We start from the raw sequence: 19,683 nt of genomic DNA, 5'->3' as shown, positions 1-19,683 counted from the left end.
CAAGATATTTATGAATCGCAACGTTATTTCCATTGTTTTGGGAGGAGGTAGAGGAACGAGACTTTTTCCGTTAACTTATTCAAGGTCAAAACCAGCCGTTCCAATTGCCGGAAAATACAGACTGGTAGATATTCCTATTTCCAATTGTTTAAACTCGGGACTGAATAAGATCTTGGTTTTAACCCAGTTTAATTCTGCTTCTTTAAATTCTCATATTAAAAATTCATATCATTTTGATATCTTCAGTAAAGGATTTGTAGATATTTTAGCTGCCGAACAGAATGTTGAAAATGAGAGCTGGTACCAGGGTACAGCAGATGCGGTTCGTCAGTCGATGAAACACCTTGAAAAATATGATTATGATTATATCCTTATCCTTTCAGGAGATCAACTTTATCAGATGGACTTCAGGGAAATGCTGGATTATCATATTAAAAAAGGAGGGGATGTAACTATTGCGACTATTCCTGTAAATGCCAAGGATGCAACAGGGTTTGGTATTTTGAAATCCGATGATGAAGGAAATATTACTTCATTTGTTGAAAAACCTGGGATGGATATTTTAGGAGATTGGAAGTCTGAAGTTTCTGATCATAACAAACATGAAGGGAAAGAATTCCTTGCATCTATGGGGATTTATATTTTCACAAAGAGTATTCTTAAAAAGATGTTTGATGAAGGTGCGGGGGATGATTTCGGTAAAGATATTATTCCTAATTCAATAGGAAAATATGCTACATTAAGTTATCAGTATGAAGGATACTGGACTGATATTGGAACAATTGAGTCTTTTTACGAAGCTAATATTGATCTTTGTCAGGATTTTCCACAGTTTAATTTATTTTCTTCGTCACCGATTTATACGAGAGCCAGAATGCTACCTCCATCCAAAATTAATGGATCTTACGTTAGTAAAGCTGTTTTTGGAGACGGATGTATTATTATGGCGGACAAAATTGAAAATTCAGTGATCGGAAACAGGACCCGTATCGATAAAGGAAGTACGATCGTAAATTCTTATGTAATGGGATCGGATTTCTATCAGAACACTACTGAAATTGTCATGAATGACCGAAATGGCCGTCCCAACATGGGAATAGGGAAATACTGTTATATCGAAAAAGCAATTCTGGATAAAAATTGCTATATCGGAGATAATGTAAGGATTATCGGAGGGAAGCACTTACAGGATGGCGACTTTGGAACCCATTCCGTGCAGGATGGTATTGTTGTGGTGAAAAAAGGAGCTGTATTGCCTCCGGGAACTCATATTGGATAATTTTCATAAACTTAAAACTAGAGTGATCAATATATTGGTCACTTTTTTTTATTTGTTTTACTTTTGTACGATGCGTTTTTTTTAAAATAATAAGTGTAATTGTTGTTTTACTGGTAGGGGCTTATGCTGCTTCCATGTATTATTTTGTGGATGAAAGTAAAGATTTTAAAATTGAAAAAGAGATAGATTATCCTTTGGATAAAGTCTTTCACCAATTCAATAATTTGCAGAATTTTACCCGTTGGAATAATTTCTTTACAAATTCCCAAACTATTGATATTGATTATTATACTCCCTACGAGGGAATGGGAAGCGCTATAAGTTACGTTGATCCAAAAAATGATAGAGACGGAGAGATGTTTATCCGGTATGAAAACCCTAATCAAACCCTTAAATATCAGCTTTTTGAAGATAAAAATGAGAACCCAACGCTTGTCGATGTTAAATTCAAAGCATTATCTGCAGAAAAAACAAAGATCACATGGTATGTTCATACCCCTAAACTTTCTGTGCTGAGGAGAGTGGAGAATTTCTGGACGGAGGACCGTTTTACAGAAAATATCGATAAAAGTATGGCCAACCTTAAGAACGTTCTCGGAAATAAGGTGGAAAAAGATAACCAGATGGCTGCAATAAAATACGATAGCTTAATGGTAGAAAATGAAGAGGAAAAGTTATTGCTGGGAATTAATGTAAGTACCTCCAACAAGAAAGATGCTTTGTACAAAAACATCGTTATGAACTACAATAAAGTTTACAATTATGTAAGCATGGATCTTGGAAAAAAAGAGGATGAATTCGGGTTTCCCATCCTGATCACTGACGCCGATAATTATAAAGATAAGGAGGTTTCCTATTTCCTGGGGATACCATTGTCAAAAAAGATAGGAGTTACAGATAATAACTTTAGTTTCAGATCTGTAAATCCTACGCAGAATTATGTGATGTATTACAAAGGACCTTATGCCGGAAGAGTAAAAGCAATTCAGCAATTGATTCAAAAAGCAAAGAAAGATGAGATGCGTTTTGGTGATATTCGTCAGGTTTTTATGGAGCGCCCGATGGATGATCAGGATGTGAACATGAAGCTTTCCCTATCTGTCTTTAAGTAAATTATTGGAAATTATATATTTTATGTTTTTTTTAGTAATCTGAGGCTGTCCCAAGTCGGTTTTTTTTATTAAATTTGAGGATTAATTATACAAACAAATTTTAATAATAGATAAACTGTAATAATGGACAGATTTTCATTCCTAAACGCAGCTCATTCTCAGTTAATTGAGGATTTATACCAACAGTACTTAAAATTCCCGGATTCTTTAGAGCCATCATGGAAAGCCTTCTTTCAAGGCTTTGATTTTGCTTTGGAGAACTACGGTGATGAAGATAACATCCAATACATTCAAGCTCCAGCTACTACTGCTCCTGCAGTACAGCAAATATCTCAGGCGGTATCAAACGGAGAAGTTCCTGAGCACATCAAGAAAGAATTTAAAGTAGTAAACCTTATTGAGGCTTACAGAACAAGAGGGCATTTGTTTACAAAAACAAATCCGGTAAGAGAAAGAAGACACTATACACCTACTCTGGATATCGAGAACTTCGGTCTGAGCAAGGAGGATTTAAATACAAAATTTAACTGTGCTGTTGAAACAGGGATGAAAGAGCCTGCAACATTGCAGGATATCATTAAGCACCTGGAAAACATTTATTGTGACTCTATCGGTGTTGAATATACTTATATCAACAATGTTGAAGAGAAGGATTTTATCAAAAAATGGTTGCAGGTAAATGAAAACCATCCAAGTCTTTCAGCCAATGAAAAAACTGAGATCTTATTGAAGTTGAATCAGGCTGTAGCTTTTGAAAATTATCTTCACACGAAATTTGTTGGTCAGAAAAGATTCTCACTGGAAGGAGGAGAAACATTGATTCCTGCTTTGGATCAGTTGATTTCAAGATCTTCTCAGCTTGGTGTAGATGAGGTGGTGCTTGGTATGGCTCACAGAGGAAGATTAAATGTACTATCCAATATTTTTGGAAAATCTTACAAACAGATCTTCTCTGAATTTGAAGGAAAAGAATTTGAAGAAGATGTATTCTCGGGTGATGTTAAATATCACTTAGGATCTTCTAAAAAGATCAAAACAGCTTCAGGTGAAGAAGTTTCTATCAATCTTACTCCGAACCCATCTCACCTGGAAACAGTAGCAGCTTTGGTAGAAGGGATCTGCCGTGCTAAAGTAGATGATAAATACAAAGGGGATTATTCTAAAATTTTACCGATCGTTATCCATGGGGATGGAGCTATTGCAGGACAAGGAATTGTTTATGAAGTAGCGCAGATGATGACCCTGGAAGGATACAAAACAGGAGGTACGGTGCATATTGTTGTGAATAACCAGGTTTCATTTACAACCAACTATGCAGATGCAAGATCATCCACTTATTGTACGGATATTGCAAAAGTAACTGAGTCTCCGGTAATGCACGTAAATGCTGATGACGCGGAAGCAGTAGTTCATGCAATCCACTTTGCAGCTGATTTCAGAGCGAAGTTCGGAAAAGATGTATACATCGATTTACTGGGATATAGAAAATATGGTCATAACGAAGGGGATGAACCAAGATTTACTCAACCCAATTTATATAAACTGATTTCCAAGCATCCGAATCCAAGAGAAATTTATAAGGATAAATTAATTCAGGACAGTATTGTTTCTAATGATATCCTGAAGAAAATGGAAACTGATTTCAAAGAACTTTTGGATAAAGATTTCGATGCTTCTAAGGAGATTGAGAAAAATGCAATGGATGTTTTCATGTCTGATGACTGGACAAACTATCCTATTGCAAAAAGAGGAGCAATGCAGTCTCCTGTAGATACAAAATATGATTTAGCTAAGCTTAAGGAACTGGCTATTAAAATGTCTACACTTCCTGCTGATAAGAAATTCATCAATAAGATTACAAGACTTTTCGAAAACCGTGTAAAAGCAATTGAGGTAGATTCTTTAGATTGGGCTTTAGGAGAATGGTTAGCATATGCTACATTACTTACTGAAGGACACAACATCAGAATTTCAGGGGAAGATGTGGAAAGAGGAACTTTCTCCCACAGACATGCCGTAGTAAAAACAGAAGATACGGAAGAAGAGTATATTCCATTAAGACATATTTCTGAAAGCAGATTTGATGTTTATAACTCTCACCTTTCAGAATACGGAGTTTTAGGTTTTGATTATGGATATGCTATGGCTTCTCCAAACACGCTTACAATCTGGGAAGCTCAGTTTGGGGATTTCGTAAATGGTGCTCAGATTATTGTTGATCAATATCTGGCTGCTGCGGAAGAGAAATGGAAGATTCAGAACGGATTGGTAATGTTATTGCCACATGGTTCCGAAGGACAGGGAGCAGAACACTCTTCTGCAAGATTGGAGAGATTCTTGACACTTTGTGCGAACGAAAATATGGTGGTAGCCAATATCACTTCTCCAGCTAACTATTTCCACTTGTTGAGAAGACAATTGAAATGGTCTTACAGAAAACCGTTGGTTGTAATGAGTCCTAAATCATTACTAAGACATCCTAAAGTTGTTTCTCCATTAGAAGATTTTGCGAACGGAACTTTCCAGCCTATTTTGGATGATGCTACTGCAGATCCTAAAAAAGTAGAAAAAGTTGTCCTTTGTTCAGGTAAATTCTATTTTGAATTATTGGCGAAGAAAGAGGAACTTAACAATGAAGATATTGCTCTGGTTAGATTTGAACAATTGTATCCATTACAAACAGATGCTATTGAGCAGATTTTAAGCAAATATGATAATAGAAAAGAATTGATCTGGGCTCAGGAAGAACCTGAAAATATGGGGGCATGGTCTTATATCCTTAGAAACTTCAGAGATACAGGTATTCAGGTAATAGCTCCGGTACCAAGTGGTGCTCCGGCTCCTGGTAGTCACAAGATGTTTGAGAAAAATCAGAATGCAGTAATCAACAGGGTTTTCAACACAAACGATGCGCCTGCAAAAAGACCTGTAACAGCTTAATCAATAAATAATAATTAATAAAAAAATAAAAAATACGATATGTCAGTTTTAGAAATGAAAGTTCCTTCACCGGGCGAATCAATAACAGAAGTTGAAATCGCGACTTGGCTTGTGAAAGATGGTGATTATGTAGAAAAAGATCAACCAATCGCTGAGGTAGACTCAGACAAAGCAACTCTTGAACTTCCAGCTGAGCAAAGTGGTGTAATTACTTTAAAAGCAGAAGAAGGTGAAGTTGTACAAGTAGGTCAGGTAGTTTGCTTAATTGATGTAGATGCTCCTAAACCAGAAGGGGCAGCTGCTCCTGCTGCTGAAGCTCCTAAGAAAGAAGAGGCTCCAAAACCAGCACCTGTTCAGGAAGCACCAAAACCGGTTGCACAACCTGCGGCTGCTACACAGACATATGCAACGGGAACTCCGTCTCCTGCTGCTAAAAAAATTCTTGATGAAAAAGGAATAGATGCAGGGCAAGTTACCGGATCCGGAAGAGATGGAAGAGTTACTAAAACTGATGCTGAATTAGCTGCTGTTCCTGCTATGGGAAGTGTATCTTCTACTAACGGTTCAAGAGCAACAACGACTACTAAGCTTTCAGTTCTAAGAAGAAAAATCGCTTCAAGACTGGTTTCTGTAAAGAATGAAACGGCAATGTTAACTACTTTCAACGAGGTTGACATGTCTGAGATCTTCAGAATCAGAAAACAATATAAAGAAGAGTTTGCCCAAAAACACGGCGTTGGACTAGGTTTCATGTCTTTCTTTACAAAAGCTGTTACAAGAGCTTTGCAAATGTATCCTGATGTAAATGCATCTATCGATGGAGATTTCAAAATCAACTATGATTTCTGTGATATTTCAATCGCGGTTTCAGGTCCTAAAGGATTAATGGTTCCTGTATTGAGAAATGCTGAAGACATGACTTTCAGAAGTATTGAAGCAAACATCAAAGATTTAGCTACTAAAGTAAGAGATGGTAAAATCAGTGTTGATGAAATGACTGGTGGTACATTCACAATTACAAATGGTGGTACTTTCGGATCTATGATGTCTACTCCGATTATCAATCCTCCACAATCTGCAATCCTGGGAATGCACAACATTATTCAAAGACCTGTAGCAGTAGACGGGCAGGTAGTTATCCGTCCTATGATGTACGTTGCAATGTCTTATGACCACAGAATTATTGATGGAAAAGAATCCGTAGGGTTCCTAGTAGCTGTAAAAGAAGGTATCGATAATCCTGTTGAGATTTTAATGGGCGGTGATGAAAGAAAAGCTCTGGAATTATAAATTTTAAGAAAATTATAATATAAGTTACGATCTCGCCTCAAAAAAGGCGAGATTTTTGTATTTATTTAAACAAATGTTAAGTGATGTTTTCAAAAATAACTTCTAATATCAAAGTTTCAGTCATACCTGAATATGATAGTAAAAACAGTTACCCCTCAGAAAACCGTTATGTTTTTAAGTATAATATAACCATAGAAAATGACGGTGGTTTTCCCATTAAGATCCTGAAAAGAAAATGGTTAATCTTCGATGTAGGTTTCGGATATACTGAGATCATCGGAGATGGGGTAATCGGATTGACTCCGGAGATCTCAACAGGTGAAAATTTCGGTTATTTCTCTAACGTAATGCTTCGGTCAGGAGTAGGGAATATGAGCGGAAAATACCTGGTTAAAAACATGGAAACTCAGGAAAGTTTTGAAATAGACATTCCTAAATTCAACCTGCTTTCAGAAGTATTGAGCAATTAGAATCAGAGTTGTTTGATTTTAGGCCGCAGGTAATCATAAATTTCTTCATTTGTACTTAGAAATAACTTTTCAAAGGCTAATAAAGAGATTTTAGCACAAGCTTCGGCATCATCTCCAGCCCTATGGTGATTAAGGCTGATCTGATGATATTCTGACAGATGTTTTAATCCATACCTAGGGAGATAATTCCAGGACTTTTTTGCCAGCTGAATACTGCATAAATAATTCAGTTTTGGTGTGAATATACCATAATGTTTAAGGCACCCTCTTAAGACCCCTGCATCAAAGCCTGCATTATGAGCAATCATAAGCGTTCCATACATCATTTCTTCCACTTCATACCAGATTTCATCAAAAGTAGGAGCATCCTTTACATCTTCTGGTTCTATACCGTGAACCGCAACATTAAATCGGCTAAAATAAGGAAAACTGGGTGGTTTAATAAGCCAGGTTTTGGTTTCAACAATCTTGGAATCCTGAACAATACAGACTCCAAGTTCACAAGCAGAGCTTCTGTCGTTGGTTGCCGTTTCAAAATCTATTGCACAAAAATCCATTTTTATTGATAATATGATAAGTTATGAATTATAATTGGATAGCCAAAGTTTATGAATATTTTTTACCTCCAATAAAGTGTTTGAATATAAGCCATTTGCTTTGATAGAAAATATTCTTTTGATTTTTCTGACGGAGTTTCCAGGTTCCGGGAACCTGTGCATAAAAGCCAAAATGTGCTCTTACAACAGCCCAAAGATGTGAAAATCCATTTTTTAATCCAAAATAAATACCCGCTATACTGTCTAAGCAAAGTCTGAAAAAAATAAGCCAGATCAGTTTTGGGAAAGGAAGGTTCTTAAGCATCATGGAAAGGTTATTTCTGATATTCAAATAAGTCTTCTGCGGACTTTGCTTATTTAAAGTTCCTCCTCCTACATGATAAACAGTAGATTTCCCTGTATAGTATATTTTTTTTTCCCGTGTTGATCAGCCTCCAGCATAAATCGATTTCTTCCTGATGGGCAAAGAATCTTTCGTCAAATCCATTTTGTTCCTGAAAATCCTTTGAACGGATAAAGAAACAACATCCCGATGCCCAAAATATTTCTGCTTCATCATTGTACTGTCCTTTGTCTTCTTCTACATCATCAAAAACCCTTCCTCTGCAATATGGATATCCTAAATTATCTATTAATCCCCCGGCAGCACCTGCAAATTCAAAATATTTTTTGTTCTGATAGGATAAAACCTTGGGTTGTATAGCTACAATTTCAGGATCTCTTTCAAAGAGGTCAAGGACAGGGGTAATCCAGTTTTCCGTTACTTCTACATCAGAATTAAGAAGGCAATAATAGTCAGCCCTGATATTTTTCAATCCGACATTATATCCGCCCGCAAAGCCATAATTTCTGTCATTGTAAATAATCTTTACGGTCGGAAACTGTGATTTTAGATAATCGATGGAGTTATCTGTAGAAAGATTGTCAATAACATATATATCCGCATCAGCCGAGAAGCGGACAACGCCAGGAAGAAACTTTTCCAGCCAGTCCTTACCATTCCAGTTTAAAATAACAACTGCTAATTTTTTAGACATCCTGTATTATTCTTTTTCTGAATCAAAGTGTTTAATAGAGTCCTGATATTTCCACTTCCTGTGTGACCAAAGGTAGTTGTCAGGACGTTTATGAAGGGTATTTTCCAGTAATTTATGAAACTTTTTTACTACCTCGTGCTCAACAAACTTTTCACTGTCCGGATAAATTCTATGGTAGTTTACCTGATAAAAACCACGTTTTACTTTTTTCATTTCACAGTAAATGAAAGCCAGGTCCATTCTTGTCGCCAACTTATCATATCCTATAAATACTGGGGTTCTCTGGTCCAGGAATTCCAATCCGTAGTTGACATGAGAAACATGAGGTGTTTGATCGGCAACGAACATATAAATGGAGTCGCCATCATTTTTACTCCTGAAAATATTGAGAATAACTTCATTGGCTTCCAACGCCTTATTTCCGAATTTATTCCGGACCTTTTTCATCTGGTTTTCCCAGAATTCACTGTTTACTTTGCGGTATACAGGATGGCAGTTTTTCTGAGGAACGATAGTAGCCAATGCATTAATCCATTCCCAGTTAAAAACATGTCCGGCCAATAAAATAACATTTTTTCCTTCCTTTTGGACTTCATGAAATACATCCTGATTGATATGCTGCATCCTTACCCTGGCCTCTGTTTGTGAAATACTAAAGGATTTTACAGTTTCTACCAGGTAGTCTGAAAAGTTACGATAGAATTTTTTTCTTATCTCTGCGATCTCTTTTTTTTGATTTCAGGGGAAAAGATCTGGTTAGATTCTGGGTGATTACATTTTTTCTATAACCTACAATGTAGTAGTTTAAAAAGAAAATGATATCCGAAAAAATATATAATATTTTCAACGGGAGCTTAGAAATCAGGTATAGTATCTTGATCAGGAAATTCATAAAACATGCAAATTTAGTGATAATAAAAATATGGTTCTATTTTTGCTTGCAATAAGTATTATTTTTTTACTTTTATATTATGAAAAAATTATCAATAGCAGCTTTCCTGATCGCAGGTACTTTTGTTTTTTCACAGGAAACAAAGAGGACTGAGGATGTTAAGGATTCAAGAGATAAGGCATTAATTGTAAAGACTGATCATGCAGAACTGGATGCCAAAAGAAAAGCCGCTGAGGAGAAGGCTAAGTTACCGAAGCCATATGATCCGAAAGCGGATGCTCAAAAAGATATTAATAAACTGATTGCTCAGGCAAAAAAAGAAAATAAAAATATTATGATCCAGGCCGGTGGAAATTGGTGTATCTGGTGTTTACGCTTTAATCAGTTTGTACAAACCACACCTGAATTAAAAAATATTGTTGATAAAAATTATTTATACTATCACCTTAATTTCTCTCCGGACAACAAAAATGAAAAAGTTTTTGCTCAATATGGTAATCCGGGAGATAAATTCGGATATCCTGTGTTTATTGTTCTGGATAAAAATGGTAAAATGATTCATGTTCAGCAAAGTGATGTTCTGGAACAGGATAAAGGCTATAATCTTGAAAAAGTAAAAGCATTTTTCAACGAATGGATACCTAAATCATAAATAAAAACCGGGAATTTCCCCGGTTTTTGTTTTATAAAAGTTTCTTAATCCATTTTAGTTTTTTATCAGAATATGGTGGATATTTTATATTGGGTTCGCCCCATGTTACCCTTTCAAGGATCGATTTCTGGTGTGAAAAAGTTTCAAACCCATATTTACCATGATAATGGCCAATTCCTGAATTTCCTACTCCCCCAAACGGCAGATGGTCGTTACTTAAATGCATTACCACATCATTGATACATCCTCCGCCAAAAGAGATCTTTTGCTTAAAAATTTCTTTTTCTTCTGGGTTATTCGTAAAGAGATAAGCAGCGAGAGGTTTCTCTAATTCTGTAATCGTATTGATCATTTGGTTATAGTGGGTGAATGAAATCACGGGCAGAATCGGACCAAAGATTTCTTCTTCCATGACAGGATCTTTCCATTCAATATCCGTTAGGATGGTTGGTTCTATATAAAGTTTTTCTTCACTATAATTACCTCCGAAATATACCTTATCCTTTTGGATCAATTGAATAAGCCTTTGAAAATTTCTTTGGTTAATGATTCTTGTGTATTGTTCTGATCCGGGTTCATATTTAAATTCTTTAATGTATTTCCGGAGCATTTCCAGAAACTGCTCTTTCACGGATTCTTCTATAACAAGGTAATCCGGAGCAACACAAGTTTGTCCTGCGTTTAAAAACTTACCCCAAACGATTCTTTTGGCTGAAACTTCAAGATTTGCTTCTTTAGTAATGATGACCGGTGATTTTCCTCCTAATTCTAAGGTTACTGGCGTCAGATTTTCCGCAGCAGCTTTATAAACAATCTTTCCTATTTTGGTACTCCCTGTAAAAAATATTTTATCAAACCTGAGTTTCAAAAGATCTGTCGTTTCATTGATTCCACCTTTATAGACATAAACATATTCAGAAGGAAAGTTTTCATTGATAATTTTAGCCATTGCTTCCATTGTATTTTCGGCAATTTCACTTGGTTTAAGGATACAGCAGTTTCCTGCTGCTAAGGCGGCAACAAGTGGAGAAAGGGATAGTTGATAAGGGTAATTCCATGCACCAATTACAAGAATACATCCTAAAGGTTCAGGATAAATGAGACTTTTCCCGATCTGATTAGCAAGGTTGGTTGAAACCTTTTGGGGTTTTGAAAGCGTTTTCAGATTTTTTATATAATAATCAATATCCTTTAGAACAAAAGATAACTCTGTAGTAAATGTATCAAATCTTGATTTTCCAAAATCTTTCTCTATTGCTTTATATAAGAGCTCCTCATTCTGTGTGATGATTTCTTTAAGCTTTTCAAGGTACATTTTCCTGAACTTTATACTTTTTGTTTTATGTGTTTTGAAAAATGCTTTCTGAGCTGATGAGATTTCCTGAATGTCCATGCTTTCAAATTTGGGAAAGCAATGCAAATTTTTTGCCTAAAAATTACATTATATTTCTGATCGCAATTTTAGCGGGATGATATAAAAGCAGTAAAAGTGCCGTAATAAATGCCAGCCAGAATAAGCCGGTAAATATTTCCATATTGGAAAGTAAAATAGCCTGTGATGTAATTTTTGCTTTAAACGCTCCGGCTGTCAATGATAAAGATTCATTCACCGGTAGCTTAGAGATATTTGCTCCGAAAATCTGTGTCCACTGTGAATAAAAAACAGGATTGGTATCTGTCATGTTATAGCTTAAGGCATCAGAATGTTTTAAGGTAAGAAAGAGCATTAAATTCTGCATTAAAGCATATCCTATAGCAGTCGTCCAGAATCGGGTAGTGGTTCCCATTGCCGTGCCATTTGCTACATAATCTTCCGGAAGCCCTGCTATTAAAAAGAAAACAAGAGGGGTGAATAAAAGCCCCTGGGCTATTCCCTGTAAAAATAACGGAGGGCAAATGGTAGAAAGTGTTGTATCGGGATAAAAAGTATATGTGAACCAGGCACAATCAATGGCCAGTAATAAAAACCCGGTAAAGAAGACCATTCTGGAGGAAATACCTTTCATTAAACAGATCCCGGATAATAAAACGCCAATAAGCGTTCCTGCCACATTCCAATACTGTACATCTACAATATAATCCCAGGGCCATTTCCATACGGTAGCCATGATACTGTAAACATTATTCAAAGCCGAACGGATCAGATAAAAAACAAAAAAAAAGAACCATACCCGCAATAACATTTTTAGAATGGAAAACTTCAAAATGGAAAATTGGGCGTTTTGAATTTCTCTGTTTTAAAATAAATAATCCTCCGGATATTAAAAATATGAATAAGCATAAAATAATGATATGGGACTCAAACCACATAAGGCGTTTTCCATAGATAATAGCATAAGCTCCCGCCTGCAAGCAGGTCCACAATAAAAACCAGCTGGTAATGTCAAGCTGATATAGTGGCTTTTTGGGAAAGAATCTGTTTTTGTTGAATAACGCAATTCCGATAATCAATACAAAAATGTGGAAATAAGCGATCATCAGAATCATATGCTGAAAATCGTAATCCTGAATGCTTGATTTTAATAATGAGGTGGTAACTGTTCCTCCGGTAAGCATTATGGTGTACATGAAAAGATAAGCAATTACTTTAGCATGAACAGTCTTCAATTCCGCTATAATAAGGGGTAAAAAAATAGCGCCTTCCAATAATCCGAATATCCCTTCAAGAAAGCGGATGACAAGAACAATATGATAATCATTGGTGACTGATAATACATACAGTATAATTACTGAAATAGAGGACATCAGCAAAATGTAGTATTTTACGCTGAAATAGGCCATAAATCGCTGCAAAACTAAAAGGGTAACCACAAATGTCCCGTACATCAAAATCAATAAGTATTGGATGTCATCTGGGTCCACATCCATAAAGGAAGCCGTGAAGGCACTATTGGAATGCAGGATAGACAATAACATCAGGTGGGGAAACAGCGCCAGAATAAGGAGCGGCAGTTTCAGCCATTGTGGTACCCATTTATAATAAACTGAATTATGTTGCATTTTTTTAACTTAGATAGTAGATTTGGAATTACGGATAGTGGGGATTAAGGATGGATATAAGGTCTCAAATTCCTTTATATCATCGCATGCATGGTGAATTTTTCGCTTTCTATAGTTTTTTAGCGCTGACCAGTACATTCATTCCTGAAAGTAATTTTTCATTGTCCTGACCATTCTCTAAAATAATTTTTACTGGAAAACGCTGTTCTATTTTTACAAAATTTCCGGTTGCATTATCGGGCTTAACCAGAGAAAACTGAGAACCTGATGCAGGGGATACGGAAACTATCTTTCCTTTAAATTCAATATCCGGAAAAGCATCCGCTTCAATAATCACTTCCTGCTTCTGATCAATCTGCCCCAGTTGGGTTTCTTTATAATTGGCAATGATCCATTTTTCCTTACTGACGATCTGAACCAAAGCTTGTCCTTCTTTAATCAGCTGTCCTTCCTGAATCGTTTTTTTTTCCGACCCATCCATCATAAGGGGCAGTAACTACCGTATACGAAAGAAACAATTTTGCATTACTGAGATTGGCGGAGCTTTGCTGAATCTGACTTTTTGCGGGAGCTACTTTGGTCTCTTGTTCATTAGCACCAGCTCTAATTGCTTTCTTTTGCTGTTCCAATGCCAGCAGATTGGCTTTAGCCTGATCATATGAAGCCTGTACATTTTCAAACTGTTGTTCGGTGGCAGCATCTTCAGCCAAAAGATTTTTGTATCTCTTATAATCCTGTTCCGTTCTCCATATATCAATTTTTGCTGAAGCTATTTTAGCATCGATGATTTTAGTATCACTTTCTTTAGTATTAACACCACTTTGGATGGTTGCAATATTTTCTGAATTTGCATGCAGGTTGGCTTCGGCCATTTTTACTTGATTGATGAATTCCCGATTGTCAATTACAATTAAAGTGTCTCCTTTATGGACAAACTGATTTTCATTAAACCGTATGTCTTTAATAAAGCCTGAAACTTTACTTGAAACCGGTGTAATATATTGTTCTATTTGCGCATCATTTGTTGTTACATTCTTTCTGGAAAAAAGATAGAAACTTATCATCCCTGTAATTCCGCTTATGATGAGAATCCAGGCTAATAAAGTAATCGATTTGTTGATTCTTTCTTCTTTTTTGGTCAATTGCTTCTTAGTCATAGTTTTATAAGTTTCCGATAGTAAATTGGAGTTGATAGTATTTTAATTGTCGGTTGATCTTCACAGAAATAAGATTGGATTGAGTTTCCAGATATGTATTATCAGCATCAATCAATTCGGTGATAAGGCTTAATTTATTTGCGTATTTTGTTTTAACGATCCGATAGTTTTCTTTTGCCTGATTAATAGCTTCCTCTGCTATTTTTACTTTTTGTTCAGTTTCTTCAAATTTTTTATACGCTTCATAAACTGAATGTTTTAAACTTTCTTCCTTCTCTTCAATCTGTAATTTGGCAAGGTCTACATTTTCCTTTGCTTCCTGCATCTTATATTTATTCTTATATAAGCTCTCTATAGGATAGGTTAGGTTTACCCCAATCATTCCTAAACGATAAGCATAAGGCTCAGGGGGAAAGAACATCATATTGGGATATTTTATGAAATATTCACCTCCGGCAGTAATCTTGGGAAGATAATTGGCTTTTACGATTTTTTGATCAAGCTCTTTTAAAGAGAGATTTTTCTTGGTGATTTCAACATATTCATTTTTAATTAAAGCTGTTTCGGTCAGCTCATTGATATACGGAATTTCTGCATTTTCAGAAATAAGATCTTCTGTTTCAGCATGCATTTCCTGAGTGTCCGGAAGGAATAAAATTGTTTTTAACTGGTGTTCCGCGATCTGGATGTCATTATCAAGTTCTGTCCAGCTCATTTTGTGATTAGAAAGTTGCAAAGATGTTCTTAGTACTTCATTAAAAGTAACCACTCCGTTTGCTTTTAAGGCCTTTACCTGTTTTATGTTTACAGAATCTTCCTTCATTTTTTCAGCAATAAGTTCTTGTTGTTCCTTTAAATGGTGAATCTGAAGAAAAGCGGTAATGATTTGCATTTTCAGTGATCTTTCATCCAGATGGGTTTGTAATTTCGAAATTTCAGTGTTTACAGATGATTTCTTCTCCGTATTTTTAATTCTTCCACCCATATATACCGGAATGGAAGCGGAAAGGGTAAAATCATACATCCCGTTAATAACATTATATCGGGTTGCTTTTCCCAAAATTCCGTTTTCATGCTGAAAAAGATCAGATACCTGAGTGTAGCTGGTATGAAATTCAATGTCCGGCAATCTTTCCATTTTAAGATCTTTCTCTTTTGTTTCAGACATACTTTGTTTGAGGTGGCTGATCTGAATATTTTTATTATTCTTCAGACCTAATTCTAATGCCTGTTGAAGGCTGAGATGTTGATAATCGATCACTTGTGAGTGTAGGGACATGCTTATCAATAATAAGCACAACGCAATCCAGTGATATCTGCGTGTGCTAAATATCATTTTCATAAATTAATTAAAGGTTTTTTGCTAAATTGATTTTGATAGTGCAAAGGTACGAGCAGTACGTCTAGACATGATTTGTTAAAGCAGAAAAAGATTTTCTCATTTACGCCAAATAGAAATATTCTCAGTACCTTTATCTCATGAATGATAGTCACTTTAAAGCGGTAGAGGAAGAAGACGCAGAATTTTATGTATATCATGTACTTACCGGTAATGTAAAAACAGATATCCATAATCACAGTTCTGCCCAATTGGTGTATGCAGAAGGCGGTATCGTACATATCTTTACTGAACTTAAGCACTGGTACCTTCCTGCGAGATGTTTTATGTGGATCCCTGCCGGTATTCCCCATTATATATTTACATCTAGCCCAAAAGTGGATTTATACAATTTTTACTTTAAAAAAGATGGAGATGAAAATGGCTTTTTTGATGAAATCAATATTTATTCTGTGAGTCATTTACTTCGGGAAATGATTTTATACACAAAAGAATGGGATGGGAAAATCACAAAAAATGACGGTTCTAAATATTATTTTCTCAAAGCACTTAAGGGAATTTTACCTGAAAAAAGAGATAAAAAATTAGCGTTTCCTGTACAGCATCCTTTCCCGGAAGATGAAACATTGCTAAAGGTAGCCAAATACATCCATGCCAACCTGGAGAAGAACCTTACCATTGAATCTACGGCAAAAGAATTTGGAATGAGTACAAGAACATTGTCCAGAAAATTTAAAGAGATTTTGGGCATGAATTACGTTCGTTTTTTAAGAGCTTTAAGAATAACCCGTTCATTGGAACTTATGCTTGAAGGGAAATACAATATGTACGAGATTGCAATGATGGTAGGGTATAACAGTCTGTCTTCCTTCAGTAATATCTTTAAAAAAGTAATTGGGATACCCCCGACAGAATATCTCCAGAAGTTGAGAGGGAATGAATAGGGCAACAGATATCAGGGTATAAAAAAAACCACTTCGAATGAAGTGGTTTATATGGTGTGAGAAATAAATTCTCTTTTTATTAAGCTTCTTCTTCAGTTTTAGCTTCTTCTTTTTTTGCCGCTGGAGCTGGAGCTACAACAGGAGCATCAGAAACAACGTCAAACTCGAAGTTGTACTCTACGTTTCTGTGTAATCTTACAACAGCAGTTACTTTACCAGTTCTCTTAATAGTGTTCCCTGGAATTTTGATATATTTCTTCTCAACTTCAACACCAGCTTTTGCAAGAGCTGCAGAAAGGTCAGCATTGTTGATAGATCCGAATAATTTATCACCAGATCCAACTTTAGCAGGAATAGTAATAGTAGTTTTTTTCAATTGCTCAACTACAGCGTTAGCAGCAGCAATTAATTTAGCTTCTTCTTCTTTTCTAGCTTCTAAAGTTGCTTCTAAAGTTGCTTTGTTTTTAGGAGTAGCTAAAAGTGCGTAACCTTGAGGAATCAAGAAGTTTCTTGCATAACCTGGTTTTACGTTTACTGTATCAAACTCAAGTCCTAAGTTTTCTACGTCTTTTTTTTAGGATAATTTCCATTGTTGTTGTCCGTTTTTTAGTTCTAGAGAAAAGAACAAAGAAAAAAGAAAAAAGACTGTTGTCTTAGAAATTATTTCTTTCCTTTAATCTAAAAATCGTTAGAATTAATTATTTATTCAGCAACTTAAAAAAAGAGAAAAAGATCTCCATCTTTTCTCTTTCTTCTTGTTTCTTTATATCTTATTTTAATAAGTCAGCTACGTAAGGCATTAAAGCAAGGTGTCTTGCTCTTTTGATAGCAGCAGAAACTTTTCTTTGGTATTTTAAAGAAGTTCCAGTGTATCTTCTTGGTAAAATTTTACCCTGCTCGTTTACGAATTGTAATAAGAAATCAGCATCTTTATAATCTACATGCTTAATTCCGAATTTTTTGAATCTACAATATTTCTTTTCAGATTTTGTATTGATATCAAGTGGAGTAAGGAATTTTACTTCTGATTCTCCTCCAGCTGAGGCTTGTTTAGCCATTTCATCTATTGCCATGTCTTGTCTTTTTTAATAATGGGTTAATAATTAAGCTTTAGCTACTTTTACTTTAGTTCTTCTTGTTACAGCATAGTCAATAGCATGCTTGTCAAGTTTTGTAGTAAGGTAACGGATTACTCTTTCGTCACGTTTGAAAGCTAATTCTAAATCAGCAACGATAGTACCTTCTCCTTTAAACTCAATTAAAGTGTAGAATCCGTTCTTTTTTAATTGGATCGGATAAGCTAATTTTTTTAATCCCCAGTTCTCTTTAGCAACGATTTCGCAGTTTTTCTCTTTTAAAAGAGTTTCAAATTTTTTTACTGCTTCCTCCACCTGTGCGTCAGATAGAACGGGAGTTAAAATGAAAACAGTTTCGTAATTGTTCATAATGTTAAATGAATTTATTAATTATTTCGAGGTGCAAAAGTAGTGAAAGTATTTTAAGTATGCAACAGATACGGCAGATTTGTTTGTGGGGAACTGCTAAAGATAATAGTAGAAAGTCTGAGCTATGAATATTTTTGCAAAATTTTAGACTTCTTCTTTGCTTCTTATTTCACTTAAAAAATTCATCTTTATCACGTCATAGAGTGAATGTCTGCTTACTAAAATAGAAGCAATAGACGATACCATTCCGGCCAGCATTAAATGGAATATTAATGAGTGCCTGTCAGTCATTTCAAGGACGATAATTGCCGATGTAAAAGGGGCTCTTGTAATTCCCGTAAGAAAAGCAACCATTCCCGCAAGAACCACAACATTCGTTTCGTTTTGGGTAAGATGAATCACTCCTGAAATGACGGAGCCAATACTTGCGCCTGCGGAAAGAGCAGGAGCAAAGATGCCGCCGGCTCCTCCTGATGTAAAGGATAAAGCAGGTCCCAACATTCTTAAGATGGGCACATACCAGTCTTCATGCTTGTTTTTTGTGAAAAGAATTCTTTCCATGATTTCTTTACCGGATCCTAAGATCTCTCTGTTAATAAAATAAGCAATAGAAGCAATGATAAGCGCACAAATAATAAGAAATAAAATATTTGATTTATCCGTTTTCAGATTTTTCTTTTTCCACTTATTCATGGTAAGCATGATAACGGACAGCTGACTTGCGAGAATACCTGAAACACCCGCTACAAGCATGATCGGGAACATTACAATCAGCGAGACATCATGCGTTTTGGGATAACCAAGATATAAATAAGATCCTGCCAGGGTTTGCGCAGTTAAGCCTGCAATAATAACAGCTGTAAAAAGAGCTGTTTTAAAATAATTAATATGAGTTTTTGATAGTTCTTCCACTGCGAATACAATTCCCCCCAAAGGAGTATTGAAAGCTGCTGCAAGACCTGCGGCCGCACCTGTCATAATCATATTTTTTTTTTGATATTTTCGGCCACCATTCGGGAAGATATTCGTTTACCTTTCTGAAAACAGAACCTGCGATCTGGATGGTTGGTCCTTCGCGTCCCACAGCACCACCCCCGATTACCAAAATGACAGAAGAAATAATTTTAAAGAATATGATTTTAAGGCTCAAAAGGCTTCTGATCTTTTTGTGTTCCTTGGGATTAGCAAGCTCTACGGCAGCCATTACCTGTGGAATTCCGCTTCCTTTGGCATTCGGTGCAAATTCTTTTACCAGCCACCAGGATAAAACAAAACCAATGGGAGCAATAATGAAGATCATCCATGAATGCCAATTGAAAATGATATTTAAAAGACTTTCACCCCACGCAAATATTTTAGCATACATCACGGCAAAAAATCCCGTAATCACCGAACCAATCCAGAAAGGAATTGCCTGAAGCAAATTGTACTTCAGTTGTTCATTGCGGATATTATCAAAAGATTTTTTGAGACTTCTGCGGAGGTATATAAAAACTGAGTACATTTTATAGTCCTGTTTTACCTTGAAGAGCAAATATTGTTTTTATTCCTAAATAATAGTTGTAATTA

Annotated in this window: 16 protein-coding genes and 4 pseudogenes; 7 read left to right on the top strand and 13 right to left on the bottom strand. The window is 35.7% G+C overall.

Annotated elements, in window-relative coordinates; all coding sequences use genetic code 11:
• Positions 1 to 10: 10 nt before the first annotated feature.
• The 5 genes from ACJ5H0_RS04310 (at position 11) to apaG (ending at position 7,091) form a co-directional block, all read left to right on the top strand.
• Positions 11 to 1,279 carry a glucose-1-phosphate adenylyltransferase gene (locus ACJ5H0_RS04310; protein ID WP_345988030.1) on the top strand — a complete coding sequence of 423 codons (1,269 nt, stop codon included), beginning with the start codon at positions 11 to 13 and terminating at the stop codon, positions 1,277 to 1,279.
• Positions 1,280 to 1,413: 134 nt separating this feature from the next.
• Positions 1,414 to 2,391: an SRPBCC domain-containing protein gene (locus tag ACJ5H0_RS04305; protein ID WP_411247499.1), complete on the top strand. Its 978-nt coding sequence runs from the start codon at positions 1,414 to 1,416 to the stop codon at positions 2,389 to 2,391.
• 123 nt (positions 2,392 to 2,514) lie between these two features.
• Entirely contained in the window at positions 2,515 to 5,331 is a 2,817-nt protein-coding gene (locus ACJ5H0_RS04300) for a 2-oxoglutarate dehydrogenase E1 component (protein ID WP_411247495.1), read from the top strand.
• A 39-nt stretch (positions 5,332 to 5,370) separates the two neighbouring features.
• The gene (odhB, locus tag ACJ5H0_RS04295) at positions 5,371 to 6,621 is read left to right on the top strand and encodes a 2-oxoglutarate dehydrogenase complex dihydrolipoyllysine-residue succinyltransferase (RefSeq protein WP_172278540.1); all 1,251 of its coding nucleotides are present in this window, start codon (positions 5,371 to 5,373) and stop codon (positions 6,619 to 6,621) included.
• A gap of 83 nt (positions 6,622 to 6,704) precedes the next feature.
• Positions 6,705 to 7,091, top strand: coding sequence for a Co2+/Mg2+ efflux protein ApaG (gene apaG, locus ACJ5H0_RS04290; RefSeq protein ID WP_194304229.1), 387 nt, complete (start codon positions 6,705 to 6,707; stop codon positions 7,089 to 7,091).
• A gap of 2 nt (positions 7,092 to 7,093) precedes the next feature.
• Here the strand turns inward: apaG and ACJ5H0_RS04285 are convergent, their stop codons facing one another.
• The 3 genes and pseudogenes from ACJ5H0_RS04285 to ACJ5H0_RS04275 form a co-directional block, all read right to left on the bottom strand.
• Positions 7,094 to 7,648 (bottom strand): 3'-5' exonuclease, encoded by a 555-nt coding sequence (locus ACJ5H0_RS04285; RefSeq protein WP_172278536.1) that lies wholly within the window; start codon positions 7,646 to 7,648, stop codon positions 7,094 to 7,096.
• Positions 7,649 to 7,697: 49 nt separating this feature from the next.
• Positions 7,698 to 8,685, bottom strand: a pseudogene (locus ACJ5H0_RS04280) (glycosyltransferase family 2 protein).
• Between the two features lie 6 nt (positions 8,686 to 8,691).
• Positions 8,692 to 9,577 (bottom strand): annotated as a pseudogene (locus ACJ5H0_RS04275) (lysophospholipid acyltransferase family protein).
• 79 nt (positions 9,578 to 9,656) lie between these two features.
• Here ACJ5H0_RS04275 and ACJ5H0_RS04270 point away from each other — a divergent pair.
• Positions 9,657 to 10,229: a thioredoxin family protein gene (locus ACJ5H0_RS04270; RefSeq protein ID WP_172278530.1), complete on the top strand. Its 573-nt coding sequence runs from the start codon at positions 9,657 to 9,659 to the stop codon at positions 10,227 to 10,229.
• A 31-nt stretch (positions 10,230 to 10,260) separates the two neighbouring features.
• Here the strand turns inward: ACJ5H0_RS04270 and ACJ5H0_RS04265 are convergent, their stop codons facing one another.
• The 6 genes from ACJ5H0_RS04265 to ACJ5H0_RS04240 form a co-directional block, all read right to left on the bottom strand.
• The gene (locus ACJ5H0_RS04265; protein WP_411247488.1) at positions 10,261 to 11,649 is read right to left on the bottom strand and encodes an aldehyde dehydrogenase; all 1,389 of its coding nucleotides are present in this window, start codon (positions 11,647 to 11,649) and stop codon (positions 10,261 to 10,263) included.
• 16 nt (positions 11,650 to 11,665) lie between these two features.
• Positions 11,666 to 12,337 (bottom strand): MFS transporter, encoded by a 672-nt coding sequence (locus ACJ5H0_RS04260; protein WP_273648205.1) that lies wholly within the window; start codon positions 12,335 to 12,337, stop codon positions 11,666 to 11,668.
• Between the two features lie 13 nt (positions 12,338 to 12,350).
• Positions 12,351 to 13,229 carry a hypothetical protein gene (locus tag ACJ5H0_RS04255; protein ID WP_411247484.1) on the bottom strand — a complete coding sequence of 293 codons (879 nt, stop codon included), beginning with the start codon at positions 13,227 to 13,229 and terminating at the stop codon, positions 12,351 to 12,353.
• Between the two features lie 109 nt (positions 13,230 to 13,338).
• A complete protein-coding gene (locus ACJ5H0_RS04250; protein WP_411247481.1) occupies positions 13,339 to 13,710 on the bottom strand; it encodes an HlyD family secretion protein in 372 nt (123 codons plus the stop codon).
• Complete coding sequence (locus ACJ5H0_RS04245; protein WP_411247479.1) at positions 13,664 to 14,386, bottom strand: HlyD family secretion protein; 723 nt, start codon at positions 14,384 to 14,386, stop codon at positions 13,664 to 13,666. Before ACJ5H0_RS04245 ends, ACJ5H0_RS04250 begins: the two co-directional genes overlap by 47 nt.
• 4 nt (positions 14,387 to 14,390) lie before the next feature.
• Positions 14,391 to 15,665: a TolC family protein gene (locus ACJ5H0_RS04240; protein WP_411247477.1), complete on the bottom strand. Its 1,275-nt coding sequence runs from the start codon at positions 15,663 to 15,665 to the stop codon at positions 14,391 to 14,393.
• 200 nt (positions 15,666 to 15,865) lie between these two features.
• Here ACJ5H0_RS04240 and ACJ5H0_RS04235 point away from each other — a divergent pair, with 200 nt between their 5' ends.
• Positions 15,866 to 16,669 (top strand): helix-turn-helix domain-containing protein, encoded by an 804-nt coding sequence (locus ACJ5H0_RS04235; protein WP_172278522.1) that lies wholly within the window; start codon positions 15,866 to 15,868, stop codon positions 16,667 to 16,669.
• A 79-nt stretch (positions 16,670 to 16,748) separates the two neighbouring features.
• Here ACJ5H0_RS04235 and rplI read toward each other — a convergent pair.
• The 4 genes and pseudogenes from rplI to ACJ5H0_RS04215 all read right to left on the bottom strand — a co-directional run bounded on the left by rplI (position 16,749) and on the right by ACJ5H0_RS04215 (position 19,618).
• Positions 16,749 to 17,259 (bottom strand): annotated as a pseudogene (gene rplI, locus ACJ5H0_RS04230) (50S ribosomal protein L9).
• Between the two features lie 180 nt (positions 17,260 to 17,439).
• On the bottom strand, positions 17,440 to 17,742 hold the full coding sequence (gene rpsR / locus ACJ5H0_RS04225; RefSeq protein WP_007844708.1) for a 30S ribosomal protein S18: 303 nt from the start codon (positions 17,740 to 17,742) through the stop codon (positions 17,440 to 17,442).
• A 30-nt stretch (positions 17,743 to 17,772) separates the two neighbouring features.
• Positions 17,773 to 18,114 carry a 30S ribosomal protein S6 gene (gene rpsF / locus ACJ5H0_RS04220; RefSeq protein WP_172278518.1) on the bottom strand — a complete coding sequence of 114 codons (342 nt, stop codon included), beginning with the start codon at positions 18,112 to 18,114 and terminating at the stop codon, positions 17,773 to 17,775.
• A 144-nt stretch (positions 18,115 to 18,258) separates the two neighbouring features.
• Positions 18,259 to 19,618, bottom strand: a pseudogene (locus ACJ5H0_RS04215) (chloride channel protein).
• Between the last annotated feature and the right edge of the window lie 65 nt (positions 19,619 to 19,683).

It is taken from the genome of Chryseobacterium proteolyticum (genome assembly GCF_046591535.1).
Classification (GTDB): Bacteria; Bacteroidota; Bacteroidia; order Flavobacteriales; family Weeksellaceae; genus Chryseobacterium; species Chryseobacterium proteolyticum.
The sequence above is the reverse complement of the archived record's forward strand: the minus strand, read 5'-3'. Positions and strand labels throughout refer to the sequence as shown.